15 protein-coding genes and 1 pseudogene are annotated in these 18,264 nt (G+C 44.5%); 6 read left to right on the forward strand and 10 right to left on the reverse strand.

What is annotated here, in order from left to right:
• Window positions 1–84 precede the first annotated feature (84 nt).
• From CS022_RS28390 to CS022_RS02925, 3 genes are read right to left on the reverse strand one after another with little or no spacing between them, the layout of a single operon-like run.
• Window positions 85–1,005: a hypothetical protein gene (locus tag CS022_RS28390; RefSeq protein WP_129121017.1), complete on the reverse strand. Its 921-nt coding sequence runs from the start codon at window positions 1,003–1,005 to the stop codon at window positions 85–87.
• 26 nt (window positions 1,006–1,031) lie between these two features.
• Window positions 1,032–2,903 (reverse strand): ASPIC/UnbV domain-containing protein, encoded by a 1,872-nt coding sequence (locus CS022_RS02920; protein ID WP_161569539.1) that lies wholly within the window; start codon window positions 2,901–2,903, stop codon window positions 1,032–1,034.
• 29 nt (window positions 2,904–2,932) lie between these two features.
• Complete coding sequence (locus CS022_RS02925; protein ID WP_161569540.1) at window positions 2,933–3,814, reverse strand: FG-GAP repeat domain-containing protein; 882 nt, start codon at window positions 3,812–3,814, stop codon at window positions 2,933–2,935.
• A gap of 766 nt (window positions 3,815–4,580) precedes the next feature.
• Between CS022_RS02925 and CS022_RS27115 the strand changes: the two genes are divergently transcribed.
• The 4 genes and pseudogenes from CS022_RS27115 to CS022_RS02945 all read left to right on the forward strand — a co-directional run bounded on the left by CS022_RS27115 (window position 4,581) and on the right by CS022_RS02945 (window position 8,366).
• Window positions 4,581–5,654 (forward strand): AMP-binding protein, encoded by a 1,074-nt coding sequence (locus tag CS022_RS27115; protein ID WP_161569541.1) that lies wholly within the window; start codon window positions 4,581–4,583, stop codon window positions 5,652–5,654.
• 26 nt (window positions 5,655–5,680) lie between these two features.
• Window positions 5,681–6,238: an acyl-CoA synthetase family protein gene (locus tag CS022_RS27120; RefSeq protein ID WP_328590305.1), complete on the forward strand. Its 558-nt coding sequence runs from the start codon at window positions 5,681–5,683 to the stop codon at window positions 6,236–6,238.
• Window positions 6,238–7,588 (forward strand): annotated as a pseudogene (locus tag CS022_RS27935) (hypothetical protein); the annotation flags it as partial. The gene CS022_RS27120 and the pseudogene CS022_RS27935, both read left to right, overlap by 1 nt.
• Before the next feature lie 16 nt (window positions 7,589–7,604).
• Window positions 7,605–8,366, forward strand: a complete 762-nt coding sequence (locus CS022_RS02945; RefSeq protein WP_129121022.1) for an enoyl-CoA hydratase-related protein — start codon at window positions 7,605–7,607, stop codon at window positions 8,364–8,366.
• Between the two features lie 49 nt (window positions 8,367–8,415).
• Here the strand turns inward: CS022_RS02945 and CS022_RS02950 are convergent, their stop codons facing one another.
• The 6 genes from CS022_RS02950 to CS022_RS25215 all read right to left on the reverse strand — a co-directional run bounded on the left by CS022_RS02950 (window position 8,416) and on the right by CS022_RS25215 (window position 13,472).
• Entirely contained in the window at window positions 8,416–9,807 is a 1,392-nt protein-coding gene (locus CS022_RS02950; protein WP_129121023.1) for a sensor histidine kinase, read from the reverse strand.
• Between the two features lie 32 nt (window positions 9,808–9,839).
• On the reverse strand, window positions 9,840–10,568 hold the full coding sequence (locus CS022_RS02955; protein ID WP_129121024.1) for a response regulator transcription factor: 729 nt from the start codon (window positions 10,566–10,568) through the stop codon (window positions 9,840–9,842).
• A gap of 203 nt (window positions 10,569–10,771) precedes the next feature.
• Complete coding sequence (locus tag CS022_RS02960; RefSeq protein ID WP_129121025.1) at window positions 10,772–11,440, reverse strand: c-type cytochrome; 669 nt, start codon at window positions 11,438–11,440, stop codon at window positions 10,772–10,774.
• Between the two features lie 3 nt (window positions 11,441–11,443).
• Window positions 11,444–12,751: a molybdopterin-dependent oxidoreductase gene (locus CS022_RS02965; protein ID WP_129121026.1), complete on the reverse strand. Its 1,308-nt coding sequence runs from the start codon at window positions 12,749–12,751 to the stop codon at window positions 11,444–11,446.
• A 273-nt stretch (window positions 12,752–13,024) separates the two neighbouring features.
• Window positions 13,025–13,267, reverse strand: coding sequence for a superoxide dismutase [Ni] (locus CS022_RS25210; protein WP_235869212.1), 243 nt, complete (start codon window positions 13,265–13,267; stop codon window positions 13,025–13,027).
• 37 nt (window positions 13,268–13,304) lie between these two features.
• Window positions 13,305–13,472 carry a superoxide dismutase [Ni] gene (locus tag CS022_RS25215; protein ID WP_201746192.1) on the reverse strand — a complete coding sequence of 56 codons (168 nt, stop codon included), beginning with the start codon at window positions 13,470–13,472 and terminating at the stop codon, window positions 13,305–13,307.
• 562 nt (window positions 13,473–14,034) lie between these two features.
• On the opposite strand from CS022_RS25215, the gene CS022_RS02975 reads away from it, so the two are divergent.
• On the forward strand, window positions 14,035–15,399 hold the full coding sequence (locus tag CS022_RS02975; protein WP_129121027.1) for a flagellar sheath protein A: 1,365 nt from the start codon (window positions 14,035–14,037) through the stop codon (window positions 15,397–15,399).
• A gap of 307 nt (window positions 15,400–15,706) precedes the next feature.
• Here the strand turns inward: CS022_RS02975 and CS022_RS02980 are convergent, their stop codons facing one another.
• Window positions 15,707–17,152 (reverse strand): NCS1 family nucleobase:cation symporter-1, encoded by a 1,446-nt coding sequence (locus CS022_RS02980; protein ID WP_129121028.1) that lies wholly within the window; start codon window positions 17,150–17,152, stop codon window positions 15,707–15,709.
• 276 nt (window positions 17,153–17,428) lie between these two features.
• On the opposite strand from CS022_RS02980, the gene CS022_RS02985 reads away from it, so the two are divergent.
• Window positions 17,429–17,998 carry a recombinase family protein gene (locus CS022_RS02985; RefSeq protein WP_129121029.1) on the forward strand — a complete coding sequence of 190 codons (570 nt, stop codon included), beginning with the start codon at window positions 17,429–17,431 and terminating at the stop codon, window positions 17,996–17,998.
• Window positions 17,999–18,264 lie beyond the last annotated feature (266 nt).

Here is an 18,264-nt window from a genome sequence, read left to right on the forward strand (position 1 = left end):
TGCGGTGAGTTAGATACTTTAAGTGAAAAAAAATCCCCGGTATTTTGCCGGGGATTTTGATTTAAGCAATCAAGCATGCCTGATTTAAAGAAGGTTCATCGCATCTGCTGGTGCCATCATCTGTACCAAATGATCAAAGTTCAACAGGTCTGGGTACGCCTGCTGGAGCTTTTCAATTCGATACAAATTTTCTCCGTTCGCACCATATTCCACCACCCATCGGTTGAGCATGATTTTGGCTAAAGGTGCAAGATAGTCCTTTGGCATATCACAAAGCAGCGAAAGGCTGTGGTCGCGGATTCTCTTGTCGCTGTGCGCTAAACCCAGTTGAACCATTGTGGATATACCGGGAAGCGGACCTGATGACATGACAACGGACATCAAATCAGGCAACAAAGGATCGAGCTCAAACGGCGATGCTGTTGCTGTTTTGGTCAGCTCCAGTAACGTTGTTTTGAGGAGCCAGCGTTTCACACTCAGATTAGGGTTCGCGGCCAATGCATGGAAGAAGGTTCGGCGCTGGTCCTGTGTCGCGAGAAGCAACCATTTATTCCAATCTTTATGCGGCTCGGCATGCCTGAACAAACAAGCAATCTGTCGAGATGGAATCAACTCGCTGGCTTTGGTTTGTCGCATCAACTCTTTTTCCATACCCTCAGGAAAGTAAGGAAGTTGCTGACAAGCTTCGACAAGCCGAGACCAGAGAGAAGGTTGCATTGCCATCAATTCAACCAGACGTTCAGGCAATACTTTCCCTTTGAGGCGTGAAATTGCTCGATTAGCCTGCTCACCAGAGCCCGCAAGCCAACGAACTGCAATTTCATTAGACAAAGGTAAGTGGTGCTGTCTCAGGTAAAGCTCCTGCTGTTTGTCATCATCAAGCAAATAGGCGAGTTTCCAGTAGAGATCGATATTCACCGGGTAGTGATCATCAAAACTCATTAAGGTGCTCAACAGTGCGTCTTGCCACCCGTTAGTATTTGCTTGTTGCCATTGATACAGCATTCTGTTGTCCACGCCCCTCACTGCGCTCAAAAGAACAAGGTGGGTGAGTGAACGTAACTGTTTACTGGTAACAATACTGCCTGACGAAGGGGCTTGAGATGCTCCTTGACTGCCTCTTGTAAGGTTGCTAACCCAAGGCCCGGCGTGTTGTAGCGCTGGAAGGTGATTAACAGCATTTCAACATGCTCAGTTGACAAGCTTGTCAACCACTCGCCCAGTTCACGCAATTGCTGATTGGACGCTAACTTGCGCAGACTGACAATACTGCTTAACGACAGACGTGCACTGTTTTCATCTGGATCGGTTAACGCATACATCTTGAGGTCTTCTGCCATTGGCAAGAAACCACCGGGTTGTCTGAGTTGACCGAGGGCCAGACGTGCTGTCATTGCTGTGATCAAATCAGGATGGTTTAGGAATGAAAGCAATGGCCTCAGTGCTTTATGATGGCCTGACGCGCCCAACGCCTGTAATTGGCAGGGAGCGGGTGAACCACCAAGTGCATTGATCATATCCGGCAACGCCAGCCATTTATGATCTGATAAGGTCGTTGTCTGTTCAAACAAACCGATCATCATTTGGTTAACTGCACATTTTACCGCGTCCGAGTCATCAGTGAGCAGTGGAATGACCATAGGTATTGTGGCATCAATTTGCCATTTACTGATGGCGTTGACTGCCTGCTCACGAACCTCAGGATCTGGGTTTTGGAACAGTGCAGGCAAGTAGGCCAACATGGTATTACCCGGTGGTCGATACTCGAGTTGACGGCTGAATGCTAACCCTGCATCAGGATCAGTCGCCAGCTTTTCGAACAGCGGCTCATTGAACAATGCACCAGAGTCCAGTTGGTATAACCATGCCGCCACACTCCCGGGTTCATGAGCCAGTGTAAGTTCTTTGGTTAAGAACAAGGTACTGATGTCTTGCTCAGACGCGGGTAGGGCGGTAAATGCTGATGCCAACGAAAACTCACTATCAGCAGGTGGAAGCGGGGCTTCAACCTCTTCTTCTTTAGTACCAATGGTTGTCTCGATTTTCTCAAGGCCAAGGTTCATCAAAGAAGCGATGGATAACTCTTCCGACTGCTCAATTTTAACGTACTCATTGAGTGGCAAGTTTTGATGCTGGGACGAGCTGCCATCGGGCCAATATATCGTGATTTCTCGGACAGGCTTGGCTGCGGGAACCAGAAAACGTTTGTCACCATAGGAAAGGAAACTGAATCGACTGTTACTGTGTCTCCTAATCCTCGTGCCGTCCTGATACTCAATCGTGACGGCGGTATCTAAACCACTGGTATGAGTGTCGGCGATCAACTCTAGACCAAGCCAGTCAGATATTTTTGGTGTACGGTTTATCAACAACTGACCTGCATCATTGTTGTTGCTTAGGAACAAATCCATATCCCCATCGTTGTCAAAATCTGCTGAGATACCTCCGCGACCTGAATAGTTGAGGCTCTTGACGATACCCATTTCATCAAGTGTCACCTGCCTGAATTGCCCACCAGTATTCATAGCAACAACGTCTGGTTGGCGTCGCGCTAGGTAAGGTGTATCGGCTTCAGGCTTGAGCTCCCCCGTTCTCGAGACAACATCTAACCATCCATCATTATTCAAATCGGCGACGATATTACCCCAGACGCTGAGATAACGATCGTGCTCACCGGAAAACTTCGCTTTCTCGGTCACGTTCTGAAAATAGGGTGGTCTTTGCGATGGCGCAACAAGTGTTTGCAGGTGGCCTTGTCGATGTGAGACAAGCAAATCAAAATGCCAGTTGTCGACCAGTGGTCCATATATTGCCGAATGCGAACCGGTAGCAGTCTGGAAGTCGAAAACGTTTGATTTGTCCCGCAGCGAGTTACTTTGATTGAATACCGAATTGTGGGTCACGTAAACCTTGTTTCCTGTGTTATTGGCATTCACAGTATAAAGATCACGTTTGCATCATGGTTGATATCCCAACTAAGTGCACTAAGCCCTAATCCGGATGCATCTCTCAATGCATAATCTGCAGTCTGATCGGTGAAAATTAACCCACCGTGATTCACCAGCAAAAGATTAGGTGCTGGCTCAAACTGTTCCAGATCAAAACCCAGCGTTGTTGATGCAAGCAATTCGCTACTTGCGTCGTCGGGCCTCACAAAACCACTGGCATAAATATCAACCAAACCATCATGGTTGATATCAGTCAGTAGCACATTGGTATACCAATTTTTTGTTGCTGTTCGGTAAGGAGCCGGGCTCAGACCCGACGGTTGGTTTTCATAAATTGACAAACCATCACGATGGGACACAATCAGGTCTTCACGCCCGTCCTGATTGAGATCGCCCACAGCACAACCCATGCTGTGTTGATGTTGGTACGTAGTCAGTAATTCAAAGCGCTGACCATCAATATTACGAAACAGAGCATCGCCCTGCGTTTTTTGCCATATTCCATGGCTCTCAGCCAGTTCCCTGGCGCCACTTCCTCCTATGATAAATAAATCCTGCCATCCATCCTGGTCGACATCGAACACACATGCGCCGCCTGCCAGCGAATCGGCAATATCCTTAATGCCGGATGCATTCTGCTGGTGACGGTGAAACAAGCCGTAAGCGAGAGTTCGGTCCACAAAAACCGGCAACACTGGCGACGCAGGTAGGCGAGTACCTGAAGGCGCCGGGTTGCTAACCGGAAAAGGAATAGATGCAGTCAGTTTGTTAAATGCTTCTGGCCAGTGTCTCTGAAGACCCAGGCCAAATACGAGTACACATACCAGTACTAAAAGTACGCGCTGAACCGAAAAGTATTTAATCACTGTCTGTTGCTCTATTTAGCTTTACCAAATTGTGAAATTACAGAATAGCCCACGAAAATAGACAGTTTGGTCTCAGACCTAATAAAAGCAGAAAGTAGTAGACAGCGAATAAACTGAATTTTCTCAATCAATCATACAGATATTTGAGCCTCGTATCTTTGTGACTGTTTCATATGTATGATTACTTCAACAGTGAGATGGCTGTATTATTGTTTAGATACAGTATCTAACGCTTTGAAAACAATAAATAGATAAAATGAGTTATTCATAACCTATTTGTTCATAATAAATTTTACTTCTGCTAAATGTTAATAAATATATATAAACAAAAAAGTTCCAACATGAATTTTATTTAACCAGTTGAAACTTCGATGTTAACTTCTTAATTCCTCCTTTTAAAATTCAATCCAAACCTCAAATTTAACTTTTAAAACATTAATTTAAAACCCTTCATCCTGTAACCGTGTAGGAGGTTTTATTTCAATCCCCAAAACTCTATTTATTACCTTTTATCAAAAACATAATTGTCATTAAGGATGACTTGTAAATATCTTTTAGGTTGAAATTTTATTTTTACTACTGGTTGTTTTTATTTGCTGATGAGTTGAGACAGTGTCTGAGATTACTACGAATTAATTAAGATAAATTTAAGAAGATTAACGATTCCTAAATATCTATTCTCAAATTTAATCCGTGGTGTATGAATCAAGAAAATTAACAAACGAACATTCAATTGAAATTATTCATCATGAGCAATGGGGTAAAAATGAAACAGTTTATTTTTAAATCCAATATTGAGCTTAGAGAAACACAGACCGCAGCACTTAGTGACACGCACCGCCAAGCAAACTGGGAGGAAATGGCCTCACATCTTAGCCTTTGGGATCTAAAGCGAATCAAACAATTTGGCTTTGGAAGACGAATAAAGCCGGATAAGCAGTTTGTTCTTGACGCGTTTGAGCAACATGTTCAACAGACGCCTGAGTCAATCGCAATTATTGATGGTGAGAAACGACTAAGTTATCGAGAGCTCAATCTAAAAGCGACCCAGATTGCAGAAGAGTTGGTGCACGTTGGCGTTCGACAGGGTGACTACATTGGTCTGTTTGTCAGTCGCTCTGAATCTCTGATTGTCGCGATCATTGCATCACTAAAAATTGGAGCTATATATATACCGCAAGACGCCAAAAAAACGCCTGCTAACGCACTAAAAAGTATTGTTGAACTCGTGAAGCCTGCGGCGATTCTGACAACCGAGACCTGTTGTGGTCTTTTACCTGACTTTAACCAAACAAATACCTTTACCATCGAGAACCTGCTGCAAAGAAATACCGCTTTTAATCAGCAAGCTACCGTTTCTGTCTCTCCAACGAAATACAGCGATGACACTTGCTTTGTTCTTTTTACATCGGGCACAACGGGCACGCCGAATGGTGTCTGTGTCAGCCACAAAAACCTGAGCAATATCATCATGACCCAACCCGGAGATCTTGGAATTAAACCGGGTATGGTTGTATCACAACTGCTCAGTATTTCGTTTGACATGTCAGCATGGGAAATCTTTGGTGCGTTATGCCATGGGGCGACGCTCATTTTAAGAGGAAGCGATTTTCAGGCTACCGCGAGTCGGGCGAATGTCATCATTGCTACACCATCGATCCTTGCTCGTATTAACCCCTCTTTATGCCCCGAGTTGGAAACGGTCGCAGTGGCCGGAGAGCCATGCCCCATACCTCTGGCGGAGAAATGGTCAGGGTTTTGCCAGTTTTATAATTGTTGCGGCCCCACAGAAACAACCATCGTTAACACGATGCAAAAATACCACCGAGCAAGCCGCTAAGTATCGGAAAGCCAACACCCAACAACATTGTTTATGTTCTCAATGACGACATGCAGCCTTGTGCAATCGGTGAAGTCGGTGAAATGTGGGCCGGTGGAGCATGTGTAACCAAAGGTTATTTGGGCAATGACGCACTCACTGCGGAACGATACGTACCCGATCCTTTTTTGGCGGACGGCAGCATGATGTTCAGGACCAGAGATTTAGGCCGTTGGACTTCCAATGGCGAGTTAAAGCATATAGGTCGCACTGATGATCAGGTCAAAGTACGTGGTTTCAGAGTTGAGCTTGACGGTGTATCGCGTCAATTAGAAACCAAGGATGACATTGAGTTGGCAGTGACATTGAAACTCGATGACCGAACCTTGATTTCATTTATTACTCCCGAAATCTGTACTGAACAAGAAGGCAAAGCCCACCTCAAGCACCGCCTTCCTTACTACTCCATCCCTGAACATATTGTGGCATTGGATAAGCTGCCGCTAACACCTCGCGGGAAAATTGATAAGAGAAAACTCATGGACATGTTTTTGCGTGATCAACAAGCGTCTGTTTCAAATTCACAAAACGAAGGAGCGGCCTGATGGTCATGCATATCGAAAACACCGAATTGCCCGAACAGCAAAAGTTACCCGCAAGGTTGTTAAAACATCGTGCGTTAGAACACTACGTCCGTCTGTTCATTATGGTGGTGTTGGTAAATATTGTTGCTGCGCTCGACTTTGCCGTATCAGCAGATTCATTAGTCAGTAAAGACAGTGTTGCATTTATCAACAACATGGTAGTTGCTAACTTCTTTGTGACCATCATTGTTAGACAGCAATACATCATTAATTTTCTTTTCTGGCTTGCAACCCGAGCCCCTGTGACATGGCCACTTTCCATAAGATGGCATTTGGGGAAGGTTTATCATCACGGCGGAATGCATACCGGATCAGCCGTTTGCGGCACCATTTGGTTTGCATTACTTCTTGGCTTCATCACCATCGATTACCTCGGTGCTGACTTCCTGAGGGGAACTGAGGCTGCTGGTAAGGTGTCAGGATTGACCTTCTGGCTGGCCGTTACGATTATGGCTGCATTGCTGGTGATCATAACGATGGCATTACCTGAAGTCAGGAAGAAACATCACAACCAGTTTGAAATGGTACATCGTTTTGTGGGGTGGACCGTGCTCGGTCTTTTTTGGTGTATGACATTGTCACAAATTGCCGATGCTTCAGTCGCTATGACCGTGAAAGAAATGGTTTTGAGTCAGCCATCGATCTGGCTGTTATCAATCATGACGTTCAGCATACTCTTGCCTTGGTTGAGATTAAGAAAGGTGCCTGTTGAAATCAGCACACCCTCGTCGCATGTTGCCTTGCTGAAATTTAAGTATGGCGTGACGCCTTTTGCTGGGTCATCCATGCTATCAGCCGTTCACCATTAGTGGAGTGGCATCATTTTGCCAACGTACCTAGCCCAGATGAAGAAGCTATCGGCTCACTGTTTCCCGAGCGGGTGACTGGACAGGGAAACTCATCGACGATAAGCCAACCCACCTTTGGGTTAAGGGTATTCCTACCGCAGGTGTTGCAAACATCGAGGTGCTGTTTAAGCGCGTCGTTTATGTTGCGACTGGCAGTGGGATAGGGCCTTGTTTACCGCACTTACTGGCGAAAAACTCCCGATGAGATTGGTTTGGTCACTCGTAACCCAAGAAAAACCTACGGAGATAAGCTGGTTGATGAAATTCTCGCTGCTCAGCCAGATGCGCTGATTTGGGACACTGACGCCAAAGGCAAACCTGACATGGTTGCGCTCAGCTATCAGTCTTTGAAGACTTTTCGGCTGAGGCTGTCATATGCATTTCGAATCAAAAACTGACTCAGCAAGTTGTATATGGCATGGAAAGCCGGGGCATTCCTGCATTTGGCGCAATCTGGACTCATAAGCCGGGAGAGATATATGGATATTTTATTAGAAAGGAAAGGGCGGGTAGCCATCATCGCGCTAAACAGACCAGAGAAGAACAACGCGCTAAACCGCGCTTTGAGCCAAGCACTTATTGATACTGTGAAAGTTCTTGATAGTGATGATTCTGTTGGCTGTATCGTGTTAACGGGTAATGGTAAGTTTTTTTGCTGTGGCGCGGACATCGCAGAGATGAATCAAATGACCTACGCCGATATGGTCAAAGAAGACTATTTTTCGATTTGGGATAGCTTCGCAAGAACTCGAACGCCGATCATTGCCGCAGTCAATGGCCTTGCGCTGGGCGGTGGCTGTGAACTGGCCATGATGTGTGACCTCATCTTCGTAGACAGTTCTGCGAAGTTTGGTCAACCAGAAATAAAACTGGGTGTGATCCCCGCAATCGGAGGCACGCAGCGACTGACGAAAATGGTCGGCAAAGCAAAAGCGATGGACATGGTGCTCACGGGCGCCATGATCACTGCCGATGAGGCATATCTGTATGGTTTAGCCTCACGCGTTGTTGATGATAATGTGTTGGAAGAAGCCATTACAGTCGCAAATGATATCGCTGCTTTCAGCAAACCTGCGGTTCAACTTGCAAAAGAGTGTGTCAAACAGGCTGACAACTTACCGATCAATGACGGCTTACTCTACGAGCGACGGGTATTTCATGGATTGTTTGCGACTAAGGATCAATCAGAGGGAATGAGGGCTTTCTTGGAAAAGAGGAAGGCAATCTTTACTCACGGCTAAGCCGTTACTCAACAAAGTGGGCGTACTGATATTTCGGGCATCCACTTTGTTATTGAATTCTTTTCTGTGCCACCACTTTTTCTGCCAACGTGAATCTTGCGATATACCACTCTGACGAGATTTCATTGTCTAACAAGCTTTGATGCAAGCTCAGAATAGCTTGAATAATTTGAATGCCAATACCGTGCGTACCGCCCTTTGGATCGGCTGAAATGATATTCTTCACAGTAAATTCGATGACGCCTTTTTTACGTATTGCAGATAGCAAAATGGTGCTGCTGTCTGGGCAGTGTCTGACCGCGTTCTCCATCAGGTTATCGAATACGCGGCTAAGTAACTGCGGGTCACCAGTAACATGCGTATTTTTGTCGATAGAAGAAATTAACTGAACCGATTTTTTTGACAACGCCATGCGAAAACGATCGATAACTTCGTCCATCATCCAACTCACATCGATGGTCGTCATTGATAATTCAACGTCTGATTGTGGACGCTTTTCCACTACCATTTGTTGATTAACTCGTTCATCAAGCGTACGCGCGTTTTTGTATGCCGTCTCAATCAACGAGTCGTCTTCACCATGACTAATTCGCCAGGTTTCCAAATAGCCAAGCACATTGGAAAGTGGCGTTTTTAGATCATGACGCATCTGACGCATGTGTTTCGCACGCTTGGCTTCCTGAACTTTAATCTCAATGAACTGTTGTTGTATCAAAGACACCATGTCTTTGTACTTATCGGCAAAAGGCTGTAATTCAGGCGTGGAAATAGAAAAAGGGGGAGTGACACGAAAGCCGCTTCCTGCTGCACGTTCAACCTCAGAAATCATCTTTTGCAAAGGTTTAATTAACTTCACGACGACAAGTTGAAACACGATATACGCGTAGGCAAATATCAGCAAAATAACCACAAAACCAAGATAGCCAAAGGGCAGGTAATTCTCTAGATCTGATTTGGCCGCAGCGTGTTTTCGTCCGATAACAACATATAGATACCCCTCCATATATTCATTTTCGACAAATGCTGCTGAGAAAACGCGCTTGCTGGATGGATTCCTTGGATCGTCACCCAGTATTGGTAATTCTTCGCCATTTAGAAAGGCATTTATCGGCGTTAGATCTACCTGATTTTCGACGATTGGACTTTTACCCCCAGCAGATGAGCTGACGTTTCCTTCATTATCGAGTACATAAAATTCGAAATCGGGGCCGAGTAGCATCTGGGTATGAAAAATCTCAGATAAGGATTCCTTGTTATAATCAGCGCCTTCAAATATCGGATGATCATCACGCATATGAACAGCCAACTCTTTATGAAGCATTTGCTGACTTTTGAATTCACTGTTTTGCCAAAGGTGATAAACGATAAATGTCAGACCCGTCAGAGAGATAACGAACCAGATCAGCGTTGAAATAACCAAAGTACCGCGGAAATTAATCATCTGCTGTTAAAACCCTGCCTTCTGCAAACATCTCAAGCGCTGAATTTATAGCCGACACCCCAAACCGTTTGGATGAACTTGGGTTTATCCGGCGTCACTTCGAGCTTTGAGCGTAAGCGGTTTACTGTGCAGCATACAGCGTGATGGTAACCTTCAAACTGGGTCTGCCACACTTTGTCCAACAGGGCATCTTTCGAAAAGACATGTTCAGGATTTCTTGCCATTAAATGCAGAAGTGAAAACTCAGTCGCTGTCAGCGAGATACTGACTTCACCTCGGCAAACAGAGAAAGTAATTGGATTGATCACCAAATCATCAAACACAAGTACATCAGACTCGGATGAATTCTTCTCGGAACTGCCATCTTTGGGTTCATTGCTTTGCCATGTATCGTAAGTCATCCGGCGAAGCAGCGCGCGCATTCGAGCTTGAAATTGAACAACACTGAAAGGCTTAGTAAGGTAATCATCAGCGCCTGATTCTAGACCATCAATAATGTCATGCTCGCTATCACGTGCTGTCAACATCATCACAGGAAGTCCGTTTTTATTCTGGCGAATCTCTGCACAAAACCTTGCACCGTCACCATCATTCAACCCCCGGTCTAATATAATCGCATCGACCTGTTGAGTCTCGAGGGCTTTGTGTCCCTCAAACATTGAGGAAACCCGAGATACGGAATGTCCCATCACTTTTAAATGCATCGTTAGCAATGATGCAATATCATCGTCGTCTTCCAGAACAAGAACATGTAACGTCATTTGCAGAATCCCTTCTTTGAGCTCTTGAAGTAGAAAGATCTTGTTCAGAAAAATTTCATATTATTGTGATTTTTTTCTAACTTATTGATACTCATAGTATTTGCTTTCGAATAATGAAGAAGAGAACAAACAGAGGTGGATTTGAAGAAAGTAAAAGGAGGAAACACGTGTTTCCTCCAATTGAGTACGCCATTATTCAGTCACTAACTCGTTTCTAAGCCGTAGTGTGTGGAGAGGTAGTCGAGGATTTGTTTTTCCTCAGTGTCATTCAGCGCATCCATGCCTTGCTCGTCAATCATCCATTCTAAGGTCTCAAGCCAGCTTTCTCTTGATAAGCCCTGCTGTTTAACAAGATGAAGCGAATGACAACCGCTACATTTGGCAACAACCAGTGCCATTCCAGCACCAGATTCAATGATTTTCTGACCAGAACCTAAAGATTTGACGTCAACGGAATCAATGGCCCAGTCAGTGGGTTTATCTGACAATGTCGCTAACCATGAAATAATTGCCAGTCTGTGGCCCTCGTCAGCCACCCCGGGATAGACCATTTTTGTTCCTGGAGAGAACGTGCTCGGAGACGTGAGAAAGGAATCAAGCGTTTCCGGTGTCCATTTCATGTCGTATTCTGAGAGCCCGGTTGAGTAGTCATAATCGTCGAAGCCAGCAACCTTCCGTAAGGGTAAATTCCACAGCGGCGGGCCGATACCTACTTTGCTGTCTGGGGTAACGGAATGGCATCCCATACAAACGGCACCATGTAACTTACCTGCTTTAACCATTTCAGGGTTGAGCGCCTGCGCATAACCTGCCCAAGAACCAAACAATAGACATAAATGAATAAGGGAGTATCTAACGTTTTTCAATTCCATTGGTTAAACCTCTACATTCAACGCTATCCGATGCAGAGTATTATTGAGGTACCCTTTGGGATTCCATGCAATAGCAAACGGCTGACTGATACCTTGGTCATCTGTCGCTTTTGCCCACACTTCGTAGTAGCCCGACTGAGGGAAGGAAATATCAGCACTAAAATTTTGCCACGCCGCAGGGTTTACTGCTTCTTTCAACGACGCATCCACCCAAGTAGCCCCAAAATCAATAGAGATTTCAACCTTGGTAATCGTCCTGTCTCCAGACCATGCATGGCCTCGTACTTGGGTAGACGCTCCTTTTAATTTGGTGTTTGTTGCAGGGTAGGTGATGAGTGACTTTACGGGCATTGTCTCTATGATATCGAACGATTTTTTATCGACTTTTTCGCCCGGTGATACAGGTCTGTTAGGAACCCGATAGGCGGTACCCGTCATCTTAGGGCCGTCATGCACTTGGTCACGCAATGTGATTTGAGTCAGCCATTTTTGAGAGCATGATCCGGGCCATCCGGGAACAACCAATCGTAATGGGGCTCCATTCATTGGGTGAAGTACTTCGCCATTCATTTCAAACGCAATGACATTCTCTGGCCCCAATGCTTTTTCGATAGGCATTCCCCGAGATATTGGCAGTTTTCCTTCTTTTCCAGACAAGTGTTTATCTGCACTAAAGTGAGCAGTGTATATGGCTTCTTTTTTTACCCCTGCTGCCTTTAAGACATCGGCAAGCCTCACTCCTTTCCAGTTAGCGCAACCAACAGCCCCGTATGTCCATTGATTGCCTTTAGCTTTGGGTTCAAAGAACGCACGACCATTCCCGCCACATTCAATAACCAGTGCTTGCTCGACCACCTCAAACTGAGATTTTAAGTCCTCAATAGTAAGAGACAGTGGTTTATCGACGAATCCATCTATTGTTAGCGTCCAATTCTCAGGACTAACATTTGAAGGAGGTATGCCGTTGTTACGAATAAAATGCCTATCTGTGGGCGTGATAGCGTCATCTAACAAATGGGGAGGTGTTTCGGCATTAAGTGGACGGTCATTAAGGATCGTCAAGCCATCTTTACCTGAAATCACGATGTCATCGAGCCCGTCAGCAAACGCAACAGGCACCATTCCAGCAGGCATGTTGCGATGAAAAGGGATTGCACCGCCCAAAACCGCCGCCATCGTCGCGAGGCCGGCACCTTTTAAAAAGCCCCTTCGATTCGGGTAACTCTCCCTTCCAAACACTAATTTGTCAGCTGAAACGGGATCTTCATTATACAGCTGATGTATTCCTTTTTTATCGACATTATCCGACATAATATTGGCCTCTAGCAAAGTGACGCTGTGTAGTTATTTATAGCCAGTATGCACAATCAACGTATTTATCGACGATTCAAAAAAGAGAATATTAAATAAGCGTAAGTATATGAGTTACAATTAAAATATTTGTTAAGTGTTAATTAAGGCGAGTTTAAATATGTCTAAATATATAGCTTTAAAAATAAGAGTATACTAGAGGGTTTGTGTAAAAAAACACAAAGAGAAAATAATAAAAAGGCAATCAATGACAGACCGCCTCTTGTGGGAGTTTTAATGTTTATGTTCAGGATAAAAGCCGCTGATTGCCTCAATCGCCGCGGTAAGTTCATCAGCGTATTTTCCATCTGCGTTTTGCTTCGCTTTCATTGCTGAAACGATTACTGCATGGTGTTTAACTAATCGCTCGTTGTAGTCTTTTGCAGAAGCTTTTACACGCTGTGTCAGGAAGTAATCACTGATGGTTTCGATAACATTCTGTGCATGACTTTCTTTATTCATTACCCACCTGACCAACTGGTTTTTTGATTGTGGGTCAGTTTTTGCCGAGAGCTCAGCGATGAGGCCTGTTGCTTTTTTTCACTGTTTTCGCATCCTGTAACATCTCTTTTACCTTGGCATGGTCGTCGTATATACCGCAAGGTATCTGGCAATGTGCAGCTGTATTAAAAGACACGAAAAGGAGTACAAACAGTGAGAGTAGTGAGGAAAGCATCTTCATGATAAAACTCCTAAATGGTTTGAATGCCGAGGATGGGTTAAGGAGTCTACAAGTTAGCAACGGGTAACATACGTCTTATTGCTGAGTGAAACGGTCACTTGTATGAGTGCAAAACTATGAATTTTCATCATTTTAAACGTAAAGAGTGCTTCTTAATTGGTTATCCAAACAGTGTCGTGAGTATGCAGTTAGTATATTGATGCGATTTCGAGCGTTATCGTTAAAGTAATCACTTTTTTATCGGCTCAACACTGGGCGATTTCGTGAAGATGACCTTTTTGAGTGATCCAATACTCGGCAATTATGATACGCCAGAATGTTGAAATAATGACCTCGCAAATCCCTCGTAGTTGACGGCTACAGACAGCCAATCAAATGACAAGGCTCAATCAGCGACCTTCAAAAAACATGCACTTTGTTTTGATAACATGACGCTTATCTCACCCAGCCACATTTCTGTTGGATAAACCTGTAGGCCACGCAATGCTTGGCGCGCTTTTTGCGATATCATCCGCCGAGACTTAATTTTGGCGCGCTGTTGCCGCATACAGGACAAAATAAAATGAAAAAGATACAAATGTTGCCGCTAGCGGCAATGATCTCCGGGCTACTGGTTGGTTGTGGCGGCGGAAGCAGCAGTGGAGGCGGTGGCAATAGTACACCTTCGACTCCGAAATATACTTGGCAAATATTGAGCCTGAACTCGGTGGAAAGAAGCTCGGTTGGCAATGGTTGTTCGATTATTGCTCAGGATAAGTTTGACGCTACTGGCACAAAAGTTATTGCGGCTTATAAGGCCACTGCTAATTTTAATATTTTGTTCCATGACAAGAACGGTGTGATTACAAAGAGAAATCAAGCGGATGCCAATGGCCGTTTCGTCATTAATAGTGCCGATGTTCCCAATGGTGGCTATGTCTCCTTAGAAGAAATTGATGGCTCTATTCAGGGCACACAAGATGTTTACATGTTCACTGTAGCGAAAGACTTACTTTCAAACATGACATTGAATGTTCGCCAGCACTCTTCGACATATTCTTGCTACAAAGGTGAGCAGTCACCACAAGTTGCCGTAAACCCAAATGCTGCGGTAAAAGTTGATCAGGTAGACGCAAATACACGCTATTACCAGAGTAGTTATATCGACAACTCTACCAACGGAAAAACAGTAGGAGCTGGTATCCCAGTCAACTCAGAACTTCCATCGTCAAACAATGTGCTAGTGACTTTATTTGATGCTTATAGCGGCGGAGAAACAAGAGATTTGAGCCGTTATGTGGTTATGGATTCTAGTTATGTTTACAATTCAGCTCAGGGCAACGGCAGCAAAAGTGGGGTGCCAACGGATCAGAATCTATTAAAATTTGGCTTCACCGCTACTGGCTTAACGTTAAATAGCGGAAGCAAAATTGATGTAGAAATAGATAACGAAATCTACACCTGGCAGCCCATCTACGAATCAGGACAAACCTACAGCGTTGTTGACGGTAGTTCGGATATTGATAAATGGTCGTTTGATATTGAGGCAACGACTGATACAAACTCTGGAAACTGGAGCGCTAAAATCTATGCGCCTGTCGATAAAAATGGTACCTCAGTCGTTTTACCGACCCTGAACCCATTCACCGCATCTATTACAACCTCTGGATGCAGTGCTGACTATTGTTTAAGTGCGGATGGGTATTCAGCTTCAGACTTTCAGCTTCAAAGAACACATCTAAGGTCGTCGAACAACAATACCCGCAATTTCTATCAAACGATTTTTGCTTCACCAAATAAAGATCAGGTGTTGATGAAAAGTACTGACGAAGTGCTAAATATAGACAATAGCAAGGATCGCTTGGAAGTCTCGCTCGCGCAGCTAGACACAAGAAAAGCATCGCAGGTGAAGCAATTCTTTGCGCATAATATCAACCTCAGTTTCTGATCTCCTCAAGCAATGACAAATACAATGATGTAAATGGCTTGCTCTCTATGCCGTCGGATGACAAATCGAGAAGAATCGACATAATGGGTAGTGAAGTGCAATTTTATCAACAAGGCGTCAACTAACCAATAACGTGCCGTTGAAGCGAATCAATGCCACTTTTGATTACCAGAAAGCCCCGATAAACGGGGCTTTTTTTGCATTTTCAGTCAATAGAATTAAGAGTAGCGCTAACGTGCACTGATAAAAAAGGGGGGAGTGCGCCCCCCAACATGAACTACCAACGTAGAGCAACTGGTTATCGGTTCTATGCCATGGTTTTTGCAGGTTCTTTTTTTGCAATTACGTAGTACACCAATGCGCCAAGCGCAGCACCGATGACCCATGCGTATCCCTCTGTCAGGTCAAGTGCAGGCACCCAAACGGTCATTACTGAGAAGATGGCAGGTAACACAAAGGCGATCATCGCTTTGCGGTTCCAACCGTTATCGTAGAAGTACTCACCTTTTTCATCCGCTGAAAACAGGTTTTCAACATCAAGGTGACCTTTCCGAATCATATAATAGTCAGCAATCATGATGCCGTAGAAAGGCGCAAGAATAGCTCCGAGGGTATTTACAAAGTTGAAGATGCCTATCTGGCTTATGGTTGATACCCACAGGCCACCGATGACCAAGGCGAAACCAGAGGTAATGATGCCACCGACACGGAAGTTGATCTTACTCGGCATCAGGTTAGCCAAATCATAGGCAGGGGGAATAAAGTTTGCGACTAAATTGATACCTACAGTGGCGGCAAAGAAAAGTAACGCAGCGAGTATGGTCAGAGGCAGTGAATCAACTTTTTCGATGATTTCTGTCGGGCTGGTTAACGCTTCTCCCCAAATCGCTACTGTGCCTGCGGTCACGATCAATGCAATCAAAGAGAAGAAAGCAATGTTAAGTGGAAGGCCAATAAAGTTACCCTTCTTCATTTCATCCTGAGATTTGACGAAGCGGGAAAAGTCGCCGTAATTAATTACAACCGCCGCAAAGTAAGCAATCATGGTCCCAATCACCGCCATAAAGCCGCCAAAGCTGCTGCCTTTATAGTCTCCGGTTCCAGAGAAAATTGTGCCCATTTCTGACATTAATCCGCTACCTGCTTTCATCCAGATAACGATGGCCAAAATGATCATGACGGCATATACGAATGGCCCTGCGAAGTTAAGGAACTTGGTAATCCAATCGATACCATTCCAGAACAACCAGATTTGGAAGGCCCAAACAATAAGGAATGAAACCCAATCAATTGCACTCATGCCAAGAAATGCCGGGTCACCATTCCCACCAGCCAATGAACTGATCAGGAGAGAAACAGCAGTGGAGGCGAAGTAAGTCTGAGCGCCGTACCAAAATATTGCGACAATAGCGCGGATGATAGCGGGGAAGTTGGCTCCCCTAACACCCATACTGGCTCGAGCCATCACGGGAAAAGGAATACCATATTTAACACTGGGCTCGCCGATTAAGTTGCAAAGCCAGTTTACAAACAAACCCGCAATCAATATGCCGGCGAACACTACCCACCCATTAAGACCGTATGATAAAAAGAGAGATGCAGCGAGTGTGTATCCAAACAGACTCTGAACGTCGTTAGCCCACACATTAAAAATTTCAAACCATCCCCATTGTCGCTTGCTCTCAGGGATAGGGGCCAGATCTTCGTTATACAGTGAGGGGTCCTGATTCTTGAGCGTAAAATCGTCCTTCATGATTTCTAAATCCTCATTGCGCCTGCGCCAAGGCGAAAGTTTTCACTATTCTTAGCCTGAACAGTGCCGATAAATCAGCACACATTAACGTGCATAAATGCGTGCATAATTTGTATACAGAATAGGTTCTGATTGTGTGCTGTCAAGATGAAACGAGAGAATTAAATGTGCCAACTCCTCAATTCTGATGCTACGATAGCTACAGTTTTGTTGAATACATGTGCTAATTTAATCGTTTAGAAAACGAGCAAAATATTTTTAAAAGGACAGACAATTTTGAAGATTGGTTATGCCCGAGTTGCCTCAAAGTGGTACCAGACAGAGCTGCAGGTGGCGAAGCTTGAAAGCCTCGGCTGTGACAAAATATGGAAGGCGCATAATCATCAGAATTTAACGGCTGATCAGGAATTTAGTGAATTTCTGGTCCATATAAGAAAAGGAGATACGGTGGTCGCTACCTCTCTTTTGGCGGTCGCCGAAACTAAGTCTGACTTACTCAGCCTTTTAAACAAAATAGAAATTAAAGGTGCCTATTTTCTATCGATTGAGGAGCCGTGGTGTGACACGACACCGGGTAACGCCATAACGTTGAAATCGATACTACAAGGGGTAATAGATTTCGAATTAGCCGTAGCAGAGTTGAAACAAACTTCCGATATATCCTACACCGCCAGAGCAGTCGGTGTGGCTGTTGGACGGCCATCTAAGCTTGACGAAGAGATGAAGCTTGAGGCGATTTCATTACTTAAAGCAGGTAAAACAGCGGCGGAGATAGGGCGTTTACTTGGCGTGAGTAGGAGTACGATATCTCGACTTAAAAGAGACTTTGCCTTAGATAGAGAATGATACGTCTCTTTACGTCGGCACTTAGCGAGAAAATCCCCTGTATTAAAAAAATATGGCGTAGCATCGCCATGGTCAAAGAAAAATAAAGTCATTATCAAAGCTACCAACGAATACCCACTTCTTATATTGCTCTCACCAAATTCATATCGACTCAGAACTTAAACTCTTAGTTTATGTACATAACATTAGATATCACTTAAATAAAAATCGCCAATATGCATATGATTTATATGCTAAAAAAATAATAGGGAACTAGTTGCGTATAT

The sequence above is a fragment of the Veronia nyctiphanis genome, assembly GCF_004116385.1.
GTDB lineage: Bacteria > Pseudomonadota > Gammaproteobacteria > Enterobacterales > Vibrionaceae > Veronia > Veronia nyctiphanis.

Bases quoted from the DNA above. Each gene is read 5' to 3' on its own strand.
- CS022_RS28390 (WP_129121017.1), bottom strand. From the start codon at position 1,005: ATGCTGTATCAATGGCAACAAGCAAATACTAACGGGTGGCAAGACGCA.
- CS022_RS27115 (WP_161569541.1), top strand. From the start codon at position 4,581: ATGAAACAGTTTATTTTTAAATCCAATATTGAGCTTAGAGAAACACAG.
- CS022_RS02945 (WP_129121022.1), top strand. From the start codon at position 7,605: ATGGATATTTTATTAGAAAGGAAAGGGCGGGTAGCCATCATCGCGCTA.
- CS022_RS02950 (WP_129121023.1), bottom strand. From the start codon at position 9,807: ATGATTAATTTCCGCGGTACTTTGGTTATTTCAACGCTGATCTGGTTC.
- CS022_RS02955 (WP_129121024.1), bottom strand. From the start codon at position 10,568: ATGACGTTACATGTTCTTGTTCTGGAAGACGACGATGATATTGCATCA.
- CS022_RS02960 (WP_129121025.1), bottom strand. From the start codon at position 11,440: ATGGAATTGAAAAACGTTAGATACTCCCTTATTCATTTATGTCTATTG.
- CS022_RS02965 (WP_129121026.1), bottom strand. From the start codon at position 12,751: ATGTCGGATAATGTCGATAAAAAAGGAATACATCAGCTGTATAATGAA.
- CS022_RS25215 (WP_201746192.1), bottom strand. From the start codon at position 13,472: ATGAAGATGCTTTCCTCACTACTCTCACTGTTTGTACTCCTTTTCGTG.
- CS022_RS02975 (WP_129121027.1), top strand. From the start codon at position 14,035: ATGAAAAAGATACAAATGTTGCCGCTAGCGGCAATGATCTCCGGGCTA.
- CS022_RS02980 (WP_129121028.1), bottom strand. From the start codon at position 17,152: ATGAAGGACGATTTTACGCTCAAGAATCAGGACCCCTCACTGTATAAC.